This is a genomic window from Rhizobium mesosinicum (assembly GCF_019511345.1).
In the GTDB taxonomy this organism is placed as follows: domain Bacteria; phylum Pseudomonadota; class Alphaproteobacteria; order Rhizobiales; family Rhizobiaceae; genus Rhizobium; species Rhizobium mesosinicum.
In genome coordinates, this window is the sequence record NZ_JAEUAK010000003.1 from 1 (window position 1) to 23,735 (window position 23,735).

Here is a 23,735-nt window from a genome sequence, read left to right on the forward strand (position 1 = left end):
CCCCTCGGTTCTGCCCCCCCCAACTCTCACGACAATGCTGCATCCTGACGATTTCCCCGGATCAAGATCACATTACTCGCCACATCCCCGATCACCAGTAAAACATGTAAAAATCAACGGTGGAAACAGCATAGGTTGCGATTTCTGGTGTGTATCCCGCCATTTATATGCGGATGCGACCAAATTACACCATATATAACTCCACTCAATTAGAATGATTAAAAAATCAAGGTCTATTCTTTCGCCTGGAGGGTTTCAGCGCAAAAAGAACTGATGCCGCCGCTATCTGCCACGAATATATTCTGTGACGCATTCTGACCTTTTTTGATAATTATCAAATCGACAACCGTGTCCCGGAGAAACAGTAGAGTTAACCATTTACAAAATCCAAATTTTACAGCCATGCAAACGGTGTTAAGACTGTTGCGTGTTGGCTCTACCTAAACGCTTATCGTAACGCGGACGCATACAACCATCGCGAATGCGAAAAAGACTGTTTGACGTTGGCCGCTGGACTAAAAATACCCTAAATTTTACAGGGATGCGGCAATGGAGAGAGTACAAACCTGGATCTGCGACGGATGCGGAGAAAAGCGTTCGGATGTGCCGACAGATGTGTGGAAATCTTTGACTGTCTCGATAACCAGGCATAGCGGAAAATCCCTTTTCAACGGCACGGTTAATCTCTGTCCTACTTGCCAGAATAAGCTTCTCCATCAGATCAAATTGAACAAGCTGTTCGATTTCCCGCGACGTGACTCGATCGATTGATCCGTTTCGCGCCTCAGGCCTTTTGCGCACGATTCGCAGGCGGGCCCTGCGCGGCAGACGGTCATGTAAAGGTCGGAAGCGGAAACGTCGTGACGGCCTGCCTTTGGCCGCCTGCGACCGCGTCCCACGCGGATCGAGCGAACCGGTCTGAAGAGTTCCGCGCATATCTCGGGACGTGACCCGACCGGCCGCTTGCACATTCTTTCGCTGCTCCGGTTCGGGCAGGTCCAGGAAGATTTCGCATTTGGGGCGCGTTTCGTTTCGACGCGGCGATTTTCACGGTCTCTTACGAAAGAGAAGCCCAACTAGGGCGATTACCTGTCAACCCCAGGCAGCAGCGCTCGGAATTTTTTCTCCTCACATCTGACGATTCTGCAAAAGGACAGGTGCTTCTTGAAAGACGAGCAACTCTGACTTGTGCGCTCCTGTGGGTCCGATGCTGTTTGGTCAGGTGATTCACGTGCGGCGGAGTGGGAACAAGTAAGTCGCCACGTGTAGGTGCTCGACCTCGGCGCTGTTTCGAGGGGAATTTGCATGCGGAATTCAATTTCGCTGCGCGACGTCGTGCGCCATTCGCACAACATCGCGGAGATCGCATATGGTCAGGGGCGCGCACGTTTAACGCAATGGGCTGAAACTCGAACACATCGATTATTCGCGGCAGGAGCAAAAGGTGGAAGCCGAAGGGAGCGGCTTTCGAGCGAGCCTAGCGCGGCGCAACCAAGGAGGCTCCCGACTCTCGGTTTGTTGATGCTGGCGCTCATCGGCAGTGCCGCGCTTCCGTTCGATGCATCGGCAGATCCCGGAACACCTGGCGTTCCGCAGGCTCCCGTTGCGATCTATTCGGATAACTTCCAGAACCGGCCAGGCCCCACCCCGATCGTAAAGCTGAACGCCTACAGCAGCACTTCCGGCCAGACATATTCGGCAAGTCCGAACTGGCTCACGAACTGCAATGGCTGGATCGCGTCTGCCAATCAGTCGACGACCGCCGCCGGCCCGGCCGGCGCCACGGAATGCACGAATACAGCGACCTGGAATACGGTGCAGCGTCTTTCGTGGGCGCTCGGACTTCATGCAGGCCAGACGCAGGCTGCTGCACAGGGCAATTTTGCGGTTTCGGCGATGACCGCAGGCAATCCCGGTGCCGGCCTCGTCGAGTTCCAGACGGCGACGAATATTGCGTTCCCGACTAGCAATCGTTTTCTGACCTTCAGTGTGGATGTCGCGGCGGTCAATTGCCAGGTATCTCCACCGCAGCTGCAATTCTCACTCGTAAACGAGTCCGGTACCGCTACCCCGGCAGGCACCCAGATCAACGGTTGCTCCAGTGGGACGACACAAACGCCGCCAGCGCTCGGCGGCGCGTCTGCGACGACAATTACCACGGGGACTTACACGTCTAACGGCGCGGTGCTGATCAGCGGTGCCTCGTTCGGCATCCGCATGGTCAACAATAACGGCAGCGGAACCGGCAATGACCACGCCTTCGACAACATCAGGGTTCTCGATGCAACGCCGCAGCTCGACAAGTCATTTTCGCCGACCACCATTTCGAGTGGCGGCACATCCACGCTAACCTTCACGATTACCAATACGAGTGAGCGCGGGGCGAAGAACGGCTGGTCGTTCACTGATGCCCTTCCCGCCAACCTGACGGTGGCGTCAGGCGCCGCGACTACGACCTGCCCCGCAGGTGTGGTTAACGCGCCCGCTGGGGGAGGCACGATCACCGTTTCCGGCAACCTCACCTCCGGTATGGCGGCCTGCACAGCAACCATTCCGGTAACATCGGTAACTGCGGGCACATATACCAACGACGCATCCAATATAACGACTGCAATCGGGGTGACGCCGCCCGGCAGCGCGACGCTGACGGTCGAAGGCGACCCGAAGGTAAGCGTCAAGAAAGAACTGATCGGCGAAAGCATCACGGCCAACAACGTCGCCGAACCTGGCGAGGTGCTGACCTATCGGGTGACGGTCACCCATACCGGCGGCCCGGCTTTCGACAATTTCGAGTTCATCGAAAACATTCCGAACGGCGCGACCATGACGCGGGTGAGCGGCGCCAACGGGTTCAGCGGTCCGGTCGCGGGTTCATCGACCGTTCTGCTCACGGTGCCGCAGGTTCCGGTGGGCGGGCAGGCAGTCGTGGAGGTCGACCTGACGGTCGCCGCGCCCATTCCACTCGGTATTACGCAAATCCGCAATATGGTGAGCGGCGGCGACGTGCCGCCGGATTGTGCGCAGTGCTCGGTGACGACGCCGACGCCGCCCTATACGCCGGTTTCCCCGCCCACCGTTTCCTGCTCGACGTCAGGTGCCTATTTCAACACCGCCTATAACGGCGCAAGCGGCATGAAGACGAGCGGCACGGACGACTACTGGGAAGTGGCGTTGACGCGCACCGCTGTGACCGGCGCGCCGCCCGCCGGCCTGACTTGGGGCCGTGCGACGGTTGCCGCCAATCCACCAGCCAGTTACATCAAGTCGCCCTTCGGCAATGCGAACTGGATTTCCCACTCCGCCAATACTTTGCATCCGGTGCAAACGGGCAACTACGACATCTTCTATCGATACCAGTTTAATCTGGATTCGGCGGTCGATCCGTCGAGCCTCGACCTGCAGATGACCTTCTATGCGGACAATTCCGTTTATCAGGTCTGGGTGAATGGTCAGGCCCAGGGCATTCGATCAAACTACGGGACAGACCCGTATTTCTATGCCGGCTTTACTGCTGCGGGCGGAGCTGCCGGCTCCCTGCGTAACAACTGGCGGACCGGGTTCAACGAAGTCATCGTTCAAGTGAAGTCGGGACCGGGCGCCCAAGCCTTCATGGCGCAGATCAACACGCCCGCGATCTGCCAGCCGAAGATCACGCTGCGCAAGGAGGTGGTGAACGACAATGGCGGCACGGCGACGGTGGCGGACTTCACGCTACGCGCCATAGGCCAGGCTCCGCTCACCAATGTCGTCGAAGGCCCGATGGGCGACACGGCGATCACCAATGCATCGATCCCGGCCGGCACCTACACCCTCGGCGAAGATGCGGTGGCCGGCTATGTCGGTCGCCCCTACAGCTGCGCGGTCGATGGCGGCGCGGCGGTGGAAGGCAACGCGCTGACGCTGGCAAACGGCCAGAACGCGATCTGCACGATCGTCAACGACGACCAGAACCCCCAGCTGACGATCGACAAGACCGGCACGCTTAACGATGTCGATGGCGACGGGCTCATCGATCCGGGCGAGACGATCAGCTACTCCTTCCGGGTTGAGAACACCGGCAATGTGACGCTGACCGGCGTGACGGTCGACGATCCGCTGCTCACCAATGCCGGTATCTCCGTGTCCCCAGGTCCGCAGACGCTGGCGCCAGGCGGAACGGTTACCTTCACGGCGACCTATACGCCGACGCAGGCCGATATCGATGCCGGACAGGTCTCGAACACGGCGACCGGCACCGGCACGCCGCCCTCCGGTCCTCCGATCGACAGCCCGCCCGATACGGTCGTGGTGCCGCCTGACCAGACGCCCGGACTGACGATCGACAAGATCGGCACGCTGAATGACGCCGATGGCGACGGTCTCATCGATCTCGGCGAGACGATCAGCTACTCGTTCCGGGTCCAGAACACCGGCGCGGTGACGCTGACCGGCGTGACGGTCAATGACCCGCTGCTCGCCAATGCCGGGATCTCCGTGTCCCCAGGCCCACAGATTTTGGCGCCCGGCGGAACGGCGACGTTTACGGCAACCTATACGCCGACCCAGGCCGATATCGATGCTGGGCAGGTGTCGAACACGGCGACCGGCACCGGCACGCCACCATCAGGCCCGCCGATTGACAGCCCGCCCGACACGGTCGTCGTGCCGCCCGATCAGACGCCCGGACTGACGATCGACAAGACCGGTACGCTCAATGATTCCGATGGCGACGGGCTTATCGATCTCGGCGAGACGATCAGCTACTCGTTCCTGGTGCACAACACCGGCGCGGTGACGATGACCGGCGTGACGGTCAACGACCCGCTGCTTGCCAATGCAGGTATTGCAGTCACGCCCGGACCACAGACGCTCGGCCCCGGCGGCAGTGTCACCTTCACCGCGACCTATACGCCGACGCAGGCCGATATCGATGCGGGTCGTGTCGAGAACACGGCAACCGGTACCGGCACGCCACCGTCAGGCCCGCCGATCGACAGCCCGCCCGACACGGTCGTGGTGCCGCCCGATCAGACGCCTGGACTGACGATCGACAAGACCGGGACGCTGAACGATGGCGATGGCGATGGCCTTATCGATCTCGGCGAGACGATCAGCTACTCGTTCCTGGTGCGCAACACCGGCGCGGTGACAATGACCGGCGTGACGGTCAACGACCCGCTGCTTCAGAACGCTGGTGTGTCCGTGTCCCCTGGACCACAGACGCTGGCGCCTGGCGGAACCGCGACGTTCACGGCGACCTATACGCCGACGCAGGCCGATATCGACGCGGGTCGCGTCGAGAACACCGCGACCGGCACCGGCACTCCGCCGTCAGGTCCGCCGATCGACAGCCCGCCCGACACCGTGGTGGTGCCGCCTGACCAGGCGACGGCCCTTACCATCGACAAGACCGGCACGCTGAACGATGCCGATGGTGACGGGCTTATCGATCTCGGCGAGACGATCAGCTACTCGTTCCTGGTGCGCAACACCGGTTCGGTGACGCTGACCAACGTGACCGTGAACGATCCTCTACTTCAGAACGCCGGCGTCGCCTTGGATCAGGGGCCTCAGACGCTGGCGCCGGGTGCGAGCTTCACCTTTACCGCGACCTACACGCCGACGCAGGCCGATATCGATGCGGGTCGCGTCGAGAATACGGCGACCGGCACCGGCACGCCGCCGTCAGGCCCGCCGATTGACAGCCCGCCGGACACGGTCGTCGTGCCGCCGGATCAGGCGACAGGGATGACGATCGACAAGACCGGCACGCTCAACGATGCCGACGGCGACGGTCTCATCGATCTCGGCGAGACAATCAGCTACTCGTTCCTGGTGCGCAACACCGGCGCGGTGACCCTGAGCGGCGTGACGGTCAACGACCCGCTGCTCCAGAATGCCGGTATTGCGCTCGATCAGGGGCCGCAGACGCTGGCGCCGGGTGCGACCTTCACCTTCACGGCGACCTACACGCCGACCCAGGCCGATATCGATGCGGGTCAGGTGTCGAACACGGCGACCGGCACCGGCACGCCGCCGTCAGGCCCGCCGATCGACAGCCCGCCGGACACGGTCGTAGTGCCGCCTGACCAGACGCCTGGGCTGACGATCGACAAGACCGGCACGCTGAACGATTCCGATGGCGACGGGCTCATCGATCTCGGCGAGACGATCAGCTACTCGTTCCTGGTGCGCAACACCGGCGCGGTGACGATGACCGGCGTGACGGTCGACGATCCGCTGCTCACCAATGCCGGTATCTCCGTGTCCCCAGGTCCGCAGACGCTGGCGCCCGGCGGAACGGCGACGTTCACGGCGACCTATACGCCGACGCAGGCCGATATCGATGCGGGTCAGGTGTCGAACACGGCGACCGGCACCGGCACGCCGCCCTCCGGTCCGCCGATCGACAGCCCGCCCGATACGGTCGTGGTGCCGCCTGACCAGACGCCCGGACTGACGATCGACAAGATCGGCACGCTGAATGACGCCGATGGCGACGGGCTCATCGATCTCGGCGAGACGATCAGCTACTCGTTCCGAGTCCAGAACACCGGCGCGGTGACGCTGACCGGCGTGACGGTCAATGACCCGCTGCTCGCCAATGCCGGGATCTCCGTGTCCCCAGGCCCACAGATTTTGGCGCCCGGCGGAACGGCGACGTTTACGGCAACCTATACGCCGACCCAGGCCGATATCGATGCTGGGCAGGTGTCGAACACGGCGACCGGCACCGGCACGCCACCATCAGGCCCGCCGATTGACAGCCCGCCCGACACGGTCGTCGTGCCGCCCGATCAGACGCCCGGACTAACGATCGACAAGACCGGTACGCTCAATGATTCCGATGGCGACGGGCTTATCGATCTCGGCGAGACGATCAGCTACTCGTTCCTGGTGCGCAACACCGGCGCTGTGACGCTGACCGGCGTGACGGTCAACGATCCGCTGCTTCAGAATGCCGGGATTGCGGTCACGCCCGGACCACAGACGCTCGGCCCCGGCGGCAGTGTCACCTTCACCGCGACCTATACGCCGACCCAGGCCGATATCGATGCGGGTCGTGTCGAGAACACGGCAGCCGGTACCGGCACGCCACCCTCCGGCCCGCCAATCGACAGCCCGCCCGACACGGTCGTGGTGCCGCCCGATCAGACGCCTGGACTGACGATCGACAAGACCGGCACGCTTAACGATGCCGATGGCGATGGGCTCATCGATCTCGGCGAGACGATCAGCTACTCCTTCCTGGTACGCAACACCGGCGCTGTGACGCTGACCGGCGTAACGGTCAACGACCCGCTGCTTCAGAATGCCGGGATTGCGGTCACGCCCGGACCACAGACCCTCGGTCCTGGCGGCAGTGTCACCTTCACCGCGACGTATACGCCGACGCAGGCCGACATCGATGCCGGGCGGGTGTCGAACACGGCGACCGGCACCGGCACGCCACCGTCAGGCCCGCCGATCGACAGCCCGCCCGACACGGTCGTGGTGCCGCCGGATCAGGCGACAGGGATGACGATCGACAAGACCGGCACGCTGAACGACGCCGACGGTGACGGCTTGCTCGATCCGGGAGAAACGATCACCTACAGCTTCGTGGTCAGGAACACCGGCGCGCTGACGCTCACCAACGTCACCGTCAAAGATCCGCTGCTTCAAAACGCCGGGGTGGCGGTGACCCCTGGCCCGCAAACGCTGGCGCCCGGCGGCAGCGTCACCTTCACCGCGACCTATACGCCGACCCAGGCCGACATCGACGCGGGTCGTGTCGAGAACACGGCGACCGGTACGGGTACACCGCCGTCAGGCCCGCCCGTCGACAGCCCGCCGGATACCGTGACGGTTCCGCCTGATCAGGCGTCCGGATTGACGATCGACAAGACCGGCACGCTGAACGATGCCGACGGCGATGGTCTGCTCGATCCGGGAGAAACGATCACCTACAGCTTCGTGGTCAGGAACACCGGCGCGGTAACTCTCACCAACGTCACCGTCAACGATCCGCTGCTTCAAAACGCAGGGGTGTCGGTGACCCCCGGACCACAGACCCTCGGTCCCGGCGGGACAGCAACCTTCACGGCGATCTATCAGCCGACGCAGGCGGAGATCGATGCCGGCCAGGTGGAGAACACGGCGACCGGTACCGGCACGCCGCCCTCCGGTCCGCCGATCGACAGCCCGCCGGACACCGTGACGGTGCCCCCGCAGCCGGCCAGCCTCAGGCTCCTGAAAAGCGGGCAGTTCAAAGATGTCGACGGCAACGGACATGCAAGCCCAGGCGACACGCTGATCTACACCTTCACCGTTACCAATGACGGCGGGCAGACGGTCACGAATGTCTGGCCGGTGGATGCGGGGCCGACCTTCAATGGACGCCCCGCCGGCGGAACGCTCTCCAGATTCTCGCCGGAGCCGGTCACGCTCGCTCCAGGAGAGCAGGCGGCTTTCTCGGCCACCTACACTCTGACCGAGCAAGACATAGCCAACGGAGCAGGTGTTCCCGATGGTATCGACAATTCGGCGACCGCGGCAGGCCGGACAAATTCCGGCGATGTGTCCTCGGACGAATCGAAATCCATCATCTCCCTGCCGGCCGTGGAGCCGAGCGACATCACCGTTACCAAAGTCGCCGACCTGCGGTTCATCCGCCGCGGCGAGCAGGCGCCCTTCACCATCCGCGTTTCGAATAACACCAGCGCGCGGGTAACGGGGCTCACCGTCGTCGACACGATGCCGGCCGGATTCCGCTTCGTGGAGGGCACGGCAACGGTCGACGGCGTCAAGGTGACGCCGCAGGTCGCGGGCCGGCAGATACGCTTTCCGGATATCTCGGTCGACGGCAGATCCGTGGTCGAGATCAGACTGAGGCTGCTCGCCTTGAGCACCGCAGGACCAGGCAAGCATGTCAATCTCGCCCATGCGGAAGATCCGGCGGGTAACCGGATTTCCAGTCAGGCCCGCGCTGTCGTCGAAATCATCGTCGAGCCGGTCTTCGATTGCGGCGACATCATCGGCAAGGTCTTCGACGACAAAAACCGCAATGGCTATCAGGACCAGGGCGAACCGGGGCTGCCCGGCGTCCGGGTCGCCACTGTCAAGGGTTGGTTGATCACCACGGACGAGTATGGCCGCTTCCATGTGGCCTGCGCCGACCTGCCGGACGCGCGGATCGGAACGAACTTCATCATGAAGCTCGATACCCGGACGCTGCCGACGGGATATCGCGTGACGACGGAAAACCCGCGTGTCGTGCGGCTCACCGCCGGCAAGATGACGGAACTCGACTTCGGCGCCTCCATCGGGCGCGTGGTGCGCCTCGACCTCAGCGACGACGCCTTCCAGCCGAATGATGTGGAGCTCGATCAGCGCTGGGCTGAGGGTATCGAGCAGCTTATCGACGTGCTGGCGCAAGAGCAGTCGGTGTTGAGGCTGACCTACCTCGATCACGCCAACGATCCGGAGCTGCCGGAGGCTCGTGTCCAACACATCAAGGAGCTGATCGCGGAGAGATGGCGACAACGCAAACGATCCTACCCCCTGGAAATTGAAACACGTGTGGAGGCGGGACAATGAAGAGCGTTGTGACGAACACGAGGTTTGCCGCGGGCAAGTTGCGTCTGATGCTGCTGACAGGCACGGCGATCGCGGGGCTGATGGCAGCCCTGCCTGATGCGGCTGCTCAGGAAGCTGGCAAAGGCGGCAGGATTGCAGCCGACAGCACCGTCCGATCGCTGCCGGTCGGGGCCAACACCGAAATGGAAACACCGGCCGACAAGCCGGCCATTCCTTTCATGATCAGCGTCGATGGCGAGACGGTTGACAAGAGTGCCGACGCTGAGGCGACCAAGAGCTCAGGCGCCGGCAGTGAACGATCATCCTCCCCCAAGCCAGTTCGGGGCGAAAAGCTCCCCGGCGAGCCAAAGCTGGTCCGGCCGGTCGACCGACAGCGCCAGACGGATATCGATCTTTCCGCCGTCGACATTCAGGTCAAGTTCGATGGCTTGGAGGCGGGCACGTTGCTCAATGTCTCGACGGTGCCCATCAAGCGCACCTACAAGCCGGGCGAGGAGGTGCGCTTCCTGGCCACGTCCAACTATCCGGCCTTCATCGAACGAGCAGAGATCCGCATCTTTGATCGCAAGAGCAGGGACGGGCAAAAGCCCGTTGCCACCGTGCCGGTGGCCGTCAACGGCGAAGCCGGCTGGATCATGCCGGAGGCTGAGCAATCGGAATTCGCCTACGTGCTGCGCGTCTACGACGACAAGGGCCGCTTCGACGAGACGGTGCCGTTGACGATCGCCCGTACCAATCGCGACCTGAAACCGGACCCTCAACAGTCAAAGGCGGTGGCACCCGGCATGGGAGAGGACCGTACCGCAATCAGAAACATTCCCGTTGCCGGCGGAGCAGTGACCGTGCGCGGCGAGCATGTGCCGCCCGGTTACGCGGTTCAGGTCTTCAACGAAACCATCCCTGTCGATCCAAAACAGAGCTTCGTCGTGCAGCGCATCCTGCCGCCGGGCGATCATTCGGTCGGCGTGGCCGTCAAGGGAGCATCGAAAGCAGGCGGGCTGTCGTTCAAGCGCGACGTCAATATCCCGGACAATGACTGGTTTTACGTAGCACTCGCCGATCTTACCGTCGGCAAGCGTACCGGCGACGCCCATATCGAAGACGTCCGCCCCGGTGAATACGACAAGGTCTATTCCAAGGGCAGGCTCGCCTTTTATCTGAAGGGCAAGATCAAGGGCAAATATCTGCTGACGGCGGCTGGCGACACCGGCGAAGACGATATCAATGAACTTTTCCGCAATCTGGACGGTCAGGATCCGCGGCAGATCCTGCGCCGCCTCGACCCGGACGACTACTATCCGGTCTATGGCGACGACTCCACTTTCGTCGAGGATGCGCCGACCAAGGGTAAGTTCTATGTGCGCCTGGAGCGTGGCGACAGTCATGTGATGTGGGGCAATTACAAGACGCAGATTACTGGCACGGAGTTCCTGCCGTCGGACCGGGCGCTGTATGGTGCATCGGGCGTCTACCGCTCGCAGGAGACGACCTCCTTCGGTGAGCGCCGCACCGAGGCCGCGGCTTATGCCGCTCAGCCTGACACGCTGCCGCAGCGCGAGGAGTTCCTGGGTACCGGGGGCTCGGCCTATTTCCTGAAGCGGCAGGACATCGTCGAAGGGTCCGAGACGGTGCGCGTCGAAGTGCGTGATCCGGTGACGGGCAGGGTCATCGAGCGCCGTTCGCTCGTTTATGGCGACGATTACACCTTCGACTACATGCAGGGTGTCATCATCCTTCGTCGATCGGTCTCCTCCATGACCGGCACCAGCGATCCGGTACGCAACAGCGCGCTCGGCGGCGGCAAGATCTATCTCACGGTGCAGTACGAGTTCGAGCCGGTTGCCGGCGATATCGATGGTTATGTTTACGGCGGTCGCGCTCAGCAGTGGATTAACGACAAGGTGCGCGTCGGCGTCACAGGCACGAACGACAGCACGGAACTGGCCGAGCAGAAAGCCTATGGTGCCGATATCACGGTCAGGCACTCCGAAAACACATATCTCAAGGCTGAGGTCGCCCACTCGAAAGGGCGGGGTTTCGATTTATCTCAATCGTCTGACGGCGGGCTTACCTGGGGTTCCGACGAACCCTACTACTATGGAGATCCGAACGACGACGAGGGATCGGCTTATCGGATCGAGGGCCAGGCCGATCTCGAGGAGCTCGGAGCCGGAACAGAAGGCAAGATCGGCGGATATTACGAGAGGAAGGAGGCGGGGTTCTCGACTCCTTTTGACGATGTGTCAGTCAACCAGCGCATCTGGGGAGCACATGCCGATCTCGATCTCACCAAGCAGACTGCGCTGAAGCTGACCTATGACGACCTGAGCGACGATCGTGGCCAGGTGCGCCGCGATGGTTCGGGCAGCGTCAGTTACGCATTCGATCAGCATTGGAAACTGTCGCTCGGCCTCACCTATACCGATCTGATGTCGCCGCTTGCCATTCAGGCCGGAAAATCCGGATATGACGGTTCACGCCTGGATACGGGCGTGCGGCTTGATTACCGGATCGACGAAGACCGGCTCGTTTATGCCTTCGCGCAAGGGACCCTGGACCGCGCCGGCGACATCGATCGCAACGACCGGGCAGGTGTAGGTGCGCAATACCGGCTCACCGACACGATCGGATTGGAAGGCGAGGCCTCCTACGGTACCCACGGCGTGGGAGGGCTTGCAGGCGTCACCTATGACCCGAACGCCGACAGCCACTCCTATCTCGGCTATAAGCTCGATCCCGATCGTGCCTTTGATCTCTACAATACTCGTGAGTTGATCGGCGACGACAAAGGAACGGTCGTTTTCGGCACGCGCCGCAAGATGAGCGAGTTGCTGTCAGCCTATAGCGAGAGCAATTACGACATGTTCGGCGAGCGCAATTCGCTCACTCAGACCTACGGCGTCGTCTATACGCCCGACGCACTGTGGACCATTGACGGCGGCCTCGATGTCGGCCAGGTCCGTGACGATACCGTCAATCCCGTCACCAGCGCCCAGTATGAGGACTTCGATCGTTACGCACCGTCGCTCGCGCTCAGCTATAAGGATGAGGAGAGAGGCATCAATGGCCGCGTGCGCGGTGAGGTGCGCGTCGAGCGCTCCGACGAGCACACCCGCGATCAGAACACTTATCTGTTCGCCGGTGGCCTTTCCTGGAAGACCGACCCCGACTGGCGGCTGATCACCCACTTCGATACCGTGCTTTCCGACAGCCGAGGGTCGGAGACGTTCTTTGCCGACACCGATTACGTCGAGGCATCCGTCGGGTTTGCCTACAGACCGGTCGACAATGACCGCCTCAACGCGCTTTTCAAATATACCTGGCTCTACGACATGCCGGGCAATAATCAGCTGATCAGCGGCGCCACCGGCGATGAGTTCGCGCCGGCACAGCGCAGCCACATCCTTTCGATCGACGCGAATTACGATCTGATGCCGTGGCTGACGATCGGCGGCAAATACGGCGTTCGCCTCGGCGAAGTCCGCTACCGCACCAATGACGGCGGTTCGAGCTTCGAGGACGAGTGGCAGAAGTCATCCGCTCATCTCGGCATCATCCGCGCCGACCTGCACGTCATCAAGAGCTGGGATATCCTTCTGGAGGGCCGCGTCATGTACATGCCGGAGGCGGAAACGACCGACTACGGAACACTCGCTGCCGTCTACCGCCACGTCGGCGACAACTTTAAGGTCGGCGTCGGCTACAACTTTGGCAATTTCTCCGATGATCTGCGCGATCTGTCGCTCAACGACAGGGGTGTCTTCCTCAATGCCGTCGGAAAGTTCTGAGCCCAATCCCTTCCCGTTTGCGGCGGGAAGGGATTGCTTTGAGTTCTGTCTAAGGTCGTGATGGCGATGACGGATGAAAATGCCTGAACGTGCCGGGGCTCGAGCCACAAGCACGTCTTTCGCAACGGCAGACACCGCGCTCGGGCAATCTTCGCTCCACCGCTCACAGCATTGCGATCATGCTCGCTGCGTCGCCGGAATTCAGCTTTGCGTTCGCGGAGAGAAGCCTTATTTCGTTGACGAAACCAACCATGTGAAGGTCCGCGGACAATCCCCGCCTCTCGTTGACGTGGTCTCACAGGTGGACAAGATCGACGTCCTCGTTAACAATGCCCGCATCGTGATTTCGGCAGCGCGGACGAATCCTCAGTCTTTGCATCAACCACTGCCCAGAATAGCGTACCAGAGTTAGCACACAACGCCTGAACTACGGTTGTTCTTGCCTCGCGCCCCAGCTGCGGAAGGCCCGGTTCGATAAATTAAGGTTATGCCTCCACTCGTTGATTTCGTGGGAGCCGCGACTTGTTTCGTGATGGTCGCCGGTTCAAATCTTTTCAACTGTCGCCTGAAGGCAACTTGCCTCAGCTTCTGCTCTCATAGGCCGGGCATTGCCTCGCAGCAAACCGTAGCCTATATGTAGGCATGTTCCTACATGGAGGCTGCTATGAGCGTTACAAGTTTATCTAGCCGGGAGTTGAACCACGACGTGAGTAGGGCAAAGAAGGCTGCCAATAAAGGACCTGTAGTTATCACAGATCGCGGGAAGCCGTCCCATGTGTTGATGACCTATAGCGAGTTCGAGCGCCTGACCGGCAAGCCCCGCAATCTGGTCGAAGCTCTTTCAATGCCCGGTTTGTCAACCATCGATTTCGATCCACCTCGAGCCGAAATTGCACCTCGCGGAATCGATCTGTCTTGAAGTATCTGCTGGATACAAACGTCATCTCCGAGCTGCGGAAAGTCGGAGACGGTAAAGCTGATCCGAATGTGATGAAGTGGGTCGGTGCTCAAGGCTCCAGCGACTTATTCATATCCGCGATTACGATTCTGGAACTTGAGCGCGGGATATTAGGTATCCAACGTCGAGACGCTTCCCAAGGCTCTCGCCTGCGGGCATGGATGGATAGTCGTGTCCGCCCGGAGTTCGCGGAGCGAATTCTTCCAATTGATGACGCGATAGCAACGCGTTGTGCCCACTTACATATTCCAGATCGCCGCAACGAAGCCGATGCCTTGATAGCGGCGACCGCGCTGGTTCATGGTTTAACTGTGGTCACACGGAATGTCCGAGATTTCGATGGTACCGGAGTGATCGTCGTCGATCCATGGTGCGAATGATGGTGGACGCGTGGGCACTCGCGAACGGATGCCTTTTTCGGAAACTCCGGGGATCGCCTCAGCAACTTTGCCAGGATCGTAAGGGTCGAAGGTTAGTTTCCATTCAAGGCGGCCATTTGAAGATCGGCGTTCCACGCCAGCGAGAGCGCCTTATCGCGGCGATGTGCGATGTTGAGAATGAACCTAGTCGAGGTGCGCTTCGAACCCGGGAGAGCGATTTGACAAACTTTGCCAAGTTCGGCTAATCTTCTCGTCCTATGGAGACTCGAATGGCTACGATGAACGTATCTCTTCCGGACCCGATGAAAGATTGGGTCGAGGCGCAAGCAAAGACCGGGCGATATTCCAATGCCAGCGACTATGTGCGCGACCTGATCCGGAGGGACCAAGTTCGCAGTGATAAGATTGCCGCCATGCAACGCTTCGTTGATGACGGTCTTAAAAGTGGTGTTGGTAGCCGGTCGAAGGACGAACTTTTTGCCGCGGCAGTCGCGCGTGGGGAAACGACGCGCGGCAGCAGGTAATGCGCTTTAGCCTTTCAGTCGAAGCGGAAGAGGATATCATTACAATCGCCGAACAAGGTGTGCGCATGTTCGGTTCCGCACAGGCTAGGCGGTATCATGATGAACTGTTTGCGGTGCTTGATCTCATTGCCGCGAATGGCGCGTGAGCGAGAAGAGATTTCGCCGCCAGTTAGAATTCATCCGTTCAAAGCCCATCTCATTGTCTACCGGATCGAGGAAAACGGAGCAATTTTCGTGATCCGAATACGGCATGGGCATGAAGACTGGGCGGGCGATCCCGTTTAGGCGCTCGCCCAGTGAATGAACAAGCACAGTCGCATGATGGGCATTTAAGGCTGGGAGTGTGACGCGTGTCCACATCATCTGGCATTCCCTAAATCGCCATTATCCATGCTTTTATTTGCGGGATCTGCTGTTCGATCCCCATCAACTGCACGCACACGTCTAGTGACCGGTCTGGGGTTTTGCTCGAGCAGAGGTAGATAGGGCGGATCGACGTCTTCTTCGAAATAGCAGATCCCCTCCACGCGACATCGGATGTCGCGGCGCTGGCCACATACCCACATATGTGTTAATGTGGGCTTTCTCAGTTCAGGAGCACGTTAGATGAGCCGATTGACGATCGACATAACGGACCAACAACATCAAAGCCTAAAGGCGCTGGCCGCTTTGCAGGGCAAGACAATCAAGCAGTATGCACTTGAGCGCCTCTTTCCCGGTGACACAGATGGAGAACGAGCCTGGGAGGAGTTGAAGACGTTGATGAACACGCGCGTCAATGAGGGGCTCACCGGAAAACTGTCGACCAAAACCGTAGGTGAGATCCTCGACGAGGAGATTGCCGAGGGTCGTGCTTGACGGCCTACATTCTTACCGCGGAGGCGGAATCGGATCTACGTTCGGTAATCCGCTACACACGTGCGCAATGGAGTGCCGCCCAGGTGCGCCGCTACGTCTCGGCTTTGGAGCGAGGTATCGCAAACCTTGCCGAGGGCAAAGGTCCTTTCAAGGATATGAGCGCGCTTTATCCGGCTTTACGAATGGCGCGATGCCAACATCACTACGTCTTTTCTCTGCCTCGAGAGGATGCGCCCGCCCTCATCGTGGCGATTCTTCATGAACGAATGGATCTCATGAAGCGTTTGGTTGATCGTCTGAACGAATGATGTTTGGACGGAGGCGAGATTCCTGACCGCAAGACCGATAAATCATTGTTATCGCGCGGTCAAAAAGGGGGTCGCAAGTTCTGATCCCTTCAAGAGCTGCATTATTTCCGTTGTTAAAAGCTGGTGGGCTTGGGAATGCGATGGCCTCTCGCCTACCTCATACTGCTATCTAGCATGCCACCGACTTTTGGTTTGTTGTTTCAATTGGCCGCCACGTGAATTTCAATTGGTCAAGAGTTGACTTTCAATTGGTCATCGCCGTAGTTTCAAACGGTCACCAATGGAATGAAGCTATGGCGCTGTATCCAAGGCTCGTTGAGCAACGCGTTGCCGACGCCATGTCAGACACGCGAGTCGTTCTGATCGTAGGTCCCCGACAATCAGGCAAAACGACGTTGGCCAGGAAGATGGCCAACGAGGGGATGGAGTATTACACGCTGGACAATGGGACGACCCTGGAGGCAGCGCGACAGGATCCAGTTGGCTTTGTAAGGGGTGTTGACCGCGCCATTATCGATGAAATTCAGCGCGCTCCCGAGCTGTTGTTGGCGATCAAGGAGAGTGTGGACACCGACCAGCGCCCAGGGCGTTTCCTCCTGACCGGTTCAGCCAATCTTATGACGCTGCCACGCGTGGCAGACTCGCTCGCAGGGCGCATGGAGGTCGTTCGATTGCTGCCGCTTGCGCAAAGCGAGATCAGAAGGGCCGGCAGCAGCTTCCTGCGTGACGCCTTTCAAAACGAAGCAAAGGCCGGAGAACCAATCGTCGGAGACGACCTGATGGCTGCGGTTCTGGCCGGTGGATATCCCGAGGCTTTGGGCCGCAAAACCTTGAGCCGCAGACAGGACTGGTATGCGGATTACATTCAGGCGATCGTTCAACGCGACGTTCGCGATATCGCGCAAATCGAGCAGATTGCTCAAATGCCGCGACTGCTACGCATTCTGGCAGAGCATTCGGGCCAGCTCGTGAACTATTCCGGGATCGGGGCTGCCATCGGGATGAACCACATCACGACGCAAAAATATGTCGGAATCTTCGAGAGCCTGTTCCTCGCTCGAACCGTGCAACCTTGGTTTTCCAACAAACTGAAACGCCTGACCAAGACGCCGAAAATACATTTCCTCGATTCTGGTCTTCTCGCATCCCTTCGCGACCTGTCTCTTGAGCGCCTCCGCGACGACAGGGGCCAGTTCGGGGCGTTACTGGAGACTTTCGTTTTTGGGGAGATCCTCAAACTCGCCAGCGGTGGGCAAACCCGCTTCGAGTTTTCGCACTTTCGGGACAAGCAGCAGAACGAAGTCGATATCGTCATCGAAGATAGAAGAGGGCGGATCGTCGGTATTGAGATAAAAGCGGCAGCAACCGTCTCGAATTCCGATTTTTCGGGGTTGCGAATTTTGGCCGAAGCATCCGGAGAAAAGTTTGTTTCGGGTATCGTCTTGTACGACCATGACAGAGTGATCCCTTTCGGGGAACGTTTGTCCGCTGTTCCAATATCGGCATTGTGGCGTTAGCGCGTGAGAATTTCGCTCAGTCTCCAGACTCGAGCATTTTTGAAACTTCGAGGGTTTCGATAACAAATTGGCCTTAGGTTCGAATCCGTTCAACTGCAGAAAGGCTGGTGGCCTTGACGGACCTCAGATCGAACATTCTGCTCCCATCAAGGAGGCGACCGCTCCCCGACTGGATCATCAAGATCGTCAATGGCCGCCCGAACAGCCAGATCGACGAGCTGTTGGCCTGGCCCCGCGCCGGCAATCCAGAAACCAAGCGACTGGATAGCACCACTTTTCGGCTCCTCTGGATTTACCCGACAGTAGAAAAAGTCGCCGCGCGTAGATTGCGAACCAAGGAAAAATTACTTGAAATTGAAATCGCAACCTCTAGTTTAGATATTAATAACAAGTTAGTTCTTATTGCAACCCATTGTAACGAAAAACGCCGTGTAGCATATCTATCAAGGGCACGGTTCGCTTGGCAGTGCCTCTTCAAACTGCGGGTGACCAGCGTGAAATTTGGATCCCTTCCCCACCGCAAAATTTTGGTTTTGGTTTTCCTGTTTTTTGGAGTGATCTGGGCCGCATTCGGTATCCGTCTGAGCCTCAACTACGCCGGAGTTTGCACGGCTCGTCTAGAGATTTGGCGGTGGCGCCGCGTTCAAACCGATGAGCTCTTTGCCGTTCTTCATGAGCGAGGAACCGCAAATGCAGGGATTCGAACCGAATACACATTGGCAGACCCTCTCACGGTGCCGGGAGACGCCTATCTGCCCGCCTCTTTTCTCGATGCGATCAGCGGACGTGCGGGCGATCTGATCAAGTACCACCATCCGTGGCTAGATAACGATCAATATCTCATATCATCAGGCTATTTCTATGCGCCAAACTGTATCCAAAATTGGAAACCGCCTGAGTAAACTTTAACGAAGGAGAGATGGCATGTCCTCGCCAACATCAAAAGAAATAACCGATCTCTATCTCTACGGGACCGCTTCGGTGCCGGATTTAATCAATGAATCTATTATTCGCGAAAGTACATTGGCCTCACCAGTCTCGGTGTCCGTCGATTTTTGTCGACAGGCGTTGGCAAGGACGATCTTCATCCGGGGATGCCTGTGGAGGTATTTATCAGCACCGGCGACCGAACGTTTTTCGACTACCTGATCAAGCCGTTGATTGATTCCACGAACCATGCGTTTGTCGAGGATTAAGTTTGATAACATTTGAACGCTGCCGCATCGAGCCACTGCTTCGCCGGTCGCCAAGGCCCCTCGACCATGCGTCGGCAGTTCGAGTTGGTTTAACTGCAGCCGCATGTCGAATGACGGGGTCGGTGGTTCTATTCCCATCAAAAGCACGACTGTTATGATCAGTCGGACGCCAGCCGTCACGTTTCATACCTGCTTCGGCTTTCGTCCCGCTCGCATTGGTTTCGGCAGATCGTCGGTGAGAGGCTCGCAGAAAAATTCAGAGATATCCGCAGCCAGAGCGAGGGCTAGTCTATCCAGCAGATCGACCGAAGCGTTGTGCTTTCCCCTTTCCAGATCACTGATAACGGTTCGGTCCACCTGAGCATCGACAGCAAGATTCTCCTGGGTGATGTTCCGCAGGGAGCGAAGGTTTCGCAGATTCCAAGCTATGCGCGCGCGAGTGTCCATAGCCCATGGCCACCATCTTGCATTGCATTAATCCATGGGATATATCCGACATATTATTAGATCGCCGCAGCACCTGCGTCGCTATGGAACTGTCCGCAAGGGCAGGGTGGGTCGAACGTATGGAACTACGCCAGCTATCCTACTTCGTTGCGGTGGCAGAGGAGCTGCATTTCGGCAGAGCCGCAGCCAAGGTGAGCATTACCCAGCCTGGCCTGTCAGATGCGATCCTGGCACTGGAGAAGGAACTCGGCGTGCAGCTGTTCATCCGCTCGACCCGGCGGGTGGAACTGACAAGGGCAGGGGCGGTGTTCTATGAGCGGTCGGTGCGGATCCTGAGTGAAGTCGACCTGTCGAGGGAGATCGCCCGCTCGGTTGCCGGGAGGTCGGCGCGGAAGATTGCGATCGGTACCGTCTATCCGGCCACCATCGGCGTGCTGCCGTCCTTCCTGTCGCGCATTGGCCGCAAATATCCCGATATCCGCATGCATATCGAAAGCGGCACCACCGATGACATCATCCGCCATATCGAGGCAGGCCGCATCAATCTCGGCTTCATCAGGCCGGTGGAGAATATCGGCTCCTTGCGCTTCTTCTCGATTGCCCATGAGCGCTATCTGCTGGCGGTGGCCAAGGAGAGCCCGCTGTCTTGCAAGAGCGAGATCGATCTCGAGGATCTGCGCTCGGAGAAGATCATCTCCTTTTCCCGCCAGAACCTCTCCTACAGCGAGCGCTATTTCGCCGAAAAGTTCGAGGAGCACGATCTGACCGACAATGTCGCCTACACCTGTGACGACACCTTCTCACTGGTGTCGCTGGTCTCGGCCGGCCTTGGCATCGGCTTCGTGCCGGAATGGACGCAGGATCTGCCGAACCGCGGGTTTGAGCTTAAGAAGGTGAGGGGCGTCGATTTCAAGATCGGGCTCGGTGTCGCGTGGAACAGGGAGGATCCGACCGCCGGCCGTGACGACATCATCGATATCGCGCGATCGCTGGTGCGGCCGGGAAGGTGAGGGGAGGAGAGGGCAGGAGAGAGGGCCGGACGTCTGTCATCGGGCGCGCCACCAGGGGCGACGTCGACCGGGGGAAGCGGAACACTCGGTCGCGGGGCAGTCGGTCCCGCGTCGGCCACCCCGCCGCTCCTGCGGCTGCCCTTCTTCGCGCCCTCGTATGACGCGAATTCCCGCTTTCCCGTAGCTGTGGTGCGGTCGCTGAACGCTCCGATATGCTTCATTGTTTGTCAGTCGATCCTGTCGGATCGAGCGATGGGTATGCGTGCAAGCGGGGATGGAGCGTGGAGCGACCAGCGTTGGCCTCTTAAGAAGCGAGGAATCGAAGAACGATCCGCAGGATTACTCTCGCCTTGGAATCGAGCCAGCGCCTACCGATCTTCATCCTCGTCAGGAGGAATCGGCGCCTACATCGCGTCGATATGACAAACCTCATGGAGATGGAAGCACATGGGGCTTGGTGCGCTTGGCGTGGTCGGCATCGGTGGAATGCAATCGGCGTGACCTTCGCCGACTCGGCATGTTATTCTTGGGCGCTAGCAGTGGCATTGAGTGGGGGCATCTAACGCCCATGCAGGGCCTTCAGCCTGTCGTGATGTTCCTCGGCACGTCGCGATGCCTCGCGCGGGTTTTCTTCCCATCCCTGCTGAGGCATGATGCGCTCGCGAATCCAGGAGGCGAAGCCGCCGTTCCAGCGCCACAAGCCGATCTTGTCTGACGTTGTCGTGTCCAGTCGGATGCGACCGACGATGTCATCGCCATCGTAGCCGGTGAAATCTTGGCGGCCTTCTCCGGGCCACGTTTCCCGCCATTTATATTTGGGCTCGTATGTCATTTTGATGCTGGCGCCGACCCTCATTCTTCGGCCTAGACGCGCGGACTGAGCAGCCGGAAGACCGAAGCCCTCGCTGCTCATAAAATCGCTTGCCCGCTCCTCTCTGCATAAATCGCCTCGCTCTATGTTGGCATTGCAGGGCTTCCGCAAATTCTACTTTCGATTGCACGGCCTCGCCATCGGACCATGGTCCCGGGCGCCTCCGACTGAAGTCCGTGGCGGGAACGGTCAACGCAACCAGTCGTTGGTTTGACAGCAGGTCGCGTCGGCCGGTCTGGTCCAACAATCGATGGAGGAAATTTCCCATGTTCAAGGCAACCAGCATCGCGTTCGCGGCTGCCCTTCTCGCAAGCACGGCATTCGCCCAGTCATCCAGCACGGTCGGTACAGGAGGTTCATCAGCGGGCGGCGGAACTTCGAGCAGCACCGTTGGTACTGGTGGAAGCTCCGCCGGGGGCGATTGCACCGCAGGCGCGACCAACTGTCCGTCTGGCAGCGCGTCGACCGTTGGCACCGGTGGTTCTTCAGCAGGTGGCGGCACCTCCAGCAGCACGGTCGGAACAGGCGGTTCGGCGGCTGGTTCCGGTGATGCAGGCTCGGCCTCGTCTGTGGGTACCGGGGGGTCATCGGCAGGAGGCGGGAAGAGCAGTAGCACAGTGGGAACCGGCGCAAGCCAGGCAGGCTCTTCTCATGAGAACAACGGGAAAAAGGGCTGTGCGCCCGGACAGGTGAAGAAGAACGGCTCGACGCAGTCCTGTTAACCGTTACGGCCGGCGTTTCAAGACGTCGGCCATTTTCATCCGGAGATCAAACAATGTCCAACGCTACGAAAGCACTCATATATGGGGCGGCTCTTCTTCTTGCAGCGCAAGCGGGGGCAGAGGAGATTTAACTTGATGATGGATCGACCTGCACCGTGATCGAGGGGAAGTCTGCTTCTGGCGACATGTCCACCACAGTGACGGCAGGAAACGGCAAGGTTACATCATCGACGGCGACCGGAACCGGATCATCAACGGCGTCTTCGTCGTCGGCATCGAGCTCCTCGGCAGGCTCGGGAAGCATCGACAGTTCCTCGATGGCTAGCATCACGCGACCGGACGGAACCGTCATCACAAAGCGCTCCGATGGCACCTGCTCCATCACCAAGCCCAAGAAATAGGAGAGACCAATGAAGGAGATCAAACTTATCGGCGCGATAACCTTCGCGCTCTTGTCAGCACCAGCCATTGTCTCGGCACAGGAATGTACAGCTGCCGGCACCGTCGGCACGGGAGGAAGCGCCGCTGCGGGTGGCACGTCTGCAAGCTCTGTCGGAACTGCAGGTACCTGTAAGACCGATGACGGAACGACCTCGTCTATCGGCTCTGCTGGAAGCGCTGCGACGGTCGACGGCAAGGCAACGAGCAAGACGCATATCAACGACAACGGCGAAAACTTGAAGGCTCAGACCAAGGCCCAGGCGGTCGACCAGGGCACGTTCAGCAAATCGAGGACGAAGACGAGCACCGACGGGGATTCACTGCAGAGCTCGACGCGCACGATGTCGCATGTACCTGGACAGAAGCCCGTCAAGAGCACCACCGAACAGAAAATCATTCTTCCCCAGCAGTAACTTCGGAGGAAATTGTCGCGAAAAACCTTCATTTGAACCGTCGACGCGGTCGTGGCGGCGGTCAGACTTTTCCGGAATCTGGAACCAGGCCGGAATTTTCCTTCTATGCTACAGTCTATGCTTGGAATGTGCGGCCGGGAATTGAAGCCTTTACCCACTAAGGCCGGGCGTGCGGTCCACCTATGTTAGCTAGGAATTACCTGGTAACCCGTTTCAAGAAAGAGGCCTCGCAACAGTAGTGCGGCTCGGCGGAGCAAGATCTGCAGATCAGCCCTCGAAATGTCCAACTGGCTGGCGATTTAGCTAGAGCAACCTCGTCTTTCTGGACCTGAAATCCGTCTCGAGTCCGCCGGTCTCACGTGCGGAAGCCCATTATCGCGCTCTCTCCAGAGGTGACATTGAACTGCGCCAGCTATGCTATTTCGTTGCGGTGGCCAAGGAGCTGCATTCGGCAGGGCCGCAGCCAAGGTGAGTATCACCCAGTCTGGCCTGTCAGATGCGATCCTGGCATTGGAGAAGGAACTCGGTGTGCAGCTCTTCATCCGCTCCACCCGGCGGGTGGAACTGACAAGGGCAGGGGCGGCGTTCTATGAGCGGTCGGTCAGGATCCTGAGTGAGGTCTCTATCAAGGGAGATCGCCCGCTCAGTTGGTGGGAGGTCGGCGCGCAGGATTGCGATCGGCACCGTCTCGCCAAGCAATCTTATGAGTTTACGCCGTAGAAGGAGACCCTTCCTGGTTGGGAA

16 protein-coding genes and 3 pseudogenes are annotated in these 23,735 nt (G+C 59.5%); 16 read left to right on the top strand and 3 right to left on the bottom strand.

Features of this window, described 5'->3' with window-relative positions:
• Positions 1 to 1,521 precede the first annotated feature (1,521 nt).
• The 10 genes and pseudogenes from JNB85_RS07620 to JNB85_RS07665 all read left to right on the top strand — a co-directional run bounded on the left by JNB85_RS07620 (position 1,522) and on the right by JNB85_RS07665 (position 18,793).
• A complete protein-coding gene (locus JNB85_RS07620) occupies positions 1,522 to 9,558 on the top strand; it encodes a DUF7507 domain-containing protein (RefSeq protein ID WP_220333753.1) in 8,037 nt (2,678 codons plus the stop codon).
• Entirely contained in the window at positions 9,555 to 13,346 is a 3,792-nt protein-coding gene (locus JNB85_RS07625) for a TonB-dependent receptor (protein ID WP_220333754.1), read from the top strand. The genes JNB85_RS07620 and JNB85_RS07625 overlap by 4 nt, the downstream gene beginning before the upstream one ends.
• A gap of 664 nt (positions 13,347 to 14,010) precedes the next feature.
• A complete protein-coding gene (locus JNB85_RS07630) occupies positions 14,011 to 14,265 on the top strand; it encodes a type II toxin-antitoxin system Phd/YefM family antitoxin (RefSeq protein ID WP_220333755.1) in 255 nt (84 codons plus the stop codon).
• Positions 14,262 to 14,684 (top strand): type II toxin-antitoxin system VapC family toxin, encoded by a 423-nt coding sequence (locus tag JNB85_RS07635; RefSeq protein WP_220333756.1) that lies wholly within the window; start codon positions 14,262 to 14,264, stop codon positions 14,682 to 14,684. The genes JNB85_RS07630 and JNB85_RS07635 overlap by 4 nt, the downstream gene beginning before the upstream one ends.
• Positions 14,685 to 14,953: 269 nt before the next feature.
• Positions 14,954 to 15,208 carry a type II toxin-antitoxin system ParD family antitoxin gene (locus JNB85_RS07640; RefSeq protein WP_220333757.1) on the top strand — a complete coding sequence of 85 codons (255 nt, stop codon included), beginning with the start codon at positions 14,954 to 14,956 and terminating at the stop codon, positions 15,206 to 15,208.
• Positions 15,208 to 15,493, top strand: a pseudogene (locus tag JNB85_RS07645) (type II toxin-antitoxin system RelE/ParE family toxin). Before JNB85_RS07640 ends, JNB85_RS07645 begins: the two are co-directional and overlap by 1 nt.
• 321 nt (positions 15,494 to 15,814) lie before the next feature.
• The gene (locus tag JNB85_RS07650) at positions 15,815 to 16,066 is read left to right on the top strand and encodes an antitoxin (RefSeq protein ID WP_220333758.1); all 252 of its coding nucleotides are present in this window, start codon (positions 15,815 to 15,817) and stop codon (positions 16,064 to 16,066) included.
• Positions 16,063 to 16,374, top strand: a complete 312-nt coding sequence (locus JNB85_RS07655; protein ID WP_220333759.1) for a type II toxin-antitoxin system RelE/ParE family toxin — start codon at positions 16,063 to 16,065, stop codon at positions 16,372 to 16,374. Before JNB85_RS07650 ends, JNB85_RS07655 begins: the two co-directional genes overlap by 4 nt.
• A gap of 293 nt (positions 16,375 to 16,667) precedes the next feature.
• A complete protein-coding gene (locus tag JNB85_RS07660; protein ID WP_220333760.1) occupies positions 16,668 to 17,891 on the top strand; it encodes an ATP-binding protein in 1,224 nt (407 codons plus the stop codon).
• Positions 17,892 to 18,004: 113 nt separating this feature from the next.
• Positions 18,005 to 18,793, top strand: coding sequence for a hypothetical protein (locus JNB85_RS07665; protein WP_220333761.1), 789 nt, complete (start codon positions 18,005 to 18,007; stop codon positions 18,791 to 18,793).
• Positions 18,794 to 18,856: 63 nt separating this feature from the next.
• On the opposite strand, the gene JNB85_RS07670 is transcribed toward JNB85_RS07665, so the two are convergent.
• Together JNB85_RS07670 and JNB85_RS07675 are read right to left on the bottom strand one after the other, a co-directional pair.
• On the bottom strand, positions 18,857 to 19,267 hold the full coding sequence (locus JNB85_RS07670; RefSeq protein WP_220333762.1) for a hypothetical protein: 411 nt from the start codon (positions 19,265 to 19,267) through the stop codon (positions 18,857 to 18,859).
• A 3-nt stretch (positions 19,268 to 19,270) separates the two neighbouring features.
• Positions 19,271 to 19,534 (bottom strand): helix-turn-helix transcriptional regulator, encoded by a 264-nt coding sequence (locus JNB85_RS07675; protein WP_220333763.1) that lies wholly within the window; start codon positions 19,532 to 19,534, stop codon positions 19,271 to 19,273.
• Positions 19,535 to 19,653: 119 nt separating this feature from the next.
• Here JNB85_RS07675 and JNB85_RS07680 point away from each other — a divergent pair, with 119 nt between their 5' ends.
• Together JNB85_RS07680 and JNB85_RS31210 are read left to right on the top strand one after the other, a co-directional pair.
• Complete coding sequence (locus JNB85_RS07680; protein ID WP_220333764.1) at positions 19,654 to 20,544, top strand: LysR family transcriptional regulator; 891 nt, start codon at positions 19,654 to 19,656, stop codon at positions 20,542 to 20,544.
• Between the two features lie 435 nt (positions 20,545 to 20,979).
• Positions 20,980 to 21,107: pseudogene (locus JNB85_RS31210) on the top strand (DUF1515 family protein); the annotation flags it as partial.
• Here the strand turns inward: JNB85_RS31210 and JNB85_RS07690 are convergent.
• Positions 21,104 to 21,376, bottom strand: coding sequence for a hypothetical protein (locus tag JNB85_RS07690; protein ID WP_223216444.1), 273 nt, complete (start codon positions 21,374 to 21,376; stop codon positions 21,104 to 21,106). The pseudogene JNB85_RS31210 and the gene JNB85_RS07690 sit on opposite strands and share 4 nt — an antisense overlap.
• 305 nt (positions 21,377 to 21,681) lie before the next feature.
• Here JNB85_RS07690 and JNB85_RS30590 point away from each other — a divergent pair, with 305 nt between their 5' ends.
• The 4 genes and pseudogenes from JNB85_RS30590 to JNB85_RS07705 all read left to right on the top strand — a co-directional run bounded on the left by JNB85_RS30590 (position 21,682) and on the right by JNB85_RS07705 (position 23,711).
• The gene (locus JNB85_RS30590) at positions 21,682 to 22,137 is read left to right on the top strand and encodes a hypothetical protein (protein WP_223216445.1); all 456 of its coding nucleotides are present in this window, start codon (positions 21,682 to 21,684) and stop codon (positions 22,135 to 22,137) included.
• A 53-nt stretch (positions 22,138 to 22,190) separates the two neighbouring features.
• Positions 22,191 to 22,538: pseudogene (locus tag JNB85_RS30595) on the top strand (hypothetical protein).
• Positions 22,539 to 22,547: 9 nt separating this feature from the next.
• Positions 22,548 to 22,991, top strand: coding sequence for a hypothetical protein (locus JNB85_RS07700; protein ID WP_220333767.1), 444 nt, complete (start codon positions 22,548 to 22,550; stop codon positions 22,989 to 22,991).
• A 468-nt stretch (positions 22,992 to 23,459) separates the two neighbouring features.
• The gene (locus JNB85_RS07705) at positions 23,460 to 23,711 is read left to right on the top strand and encodes a LysR family transcriptional regulator (protein ID WP_220334375.1); all 252 of its coding nucleotides are present in this window, start codon (positions 23,460 to 23,462) and stop codon (positions 23,709 to 23,711) included.
• Positions 23,712 to 23,735: the final 24 nt, after the last annotated feature.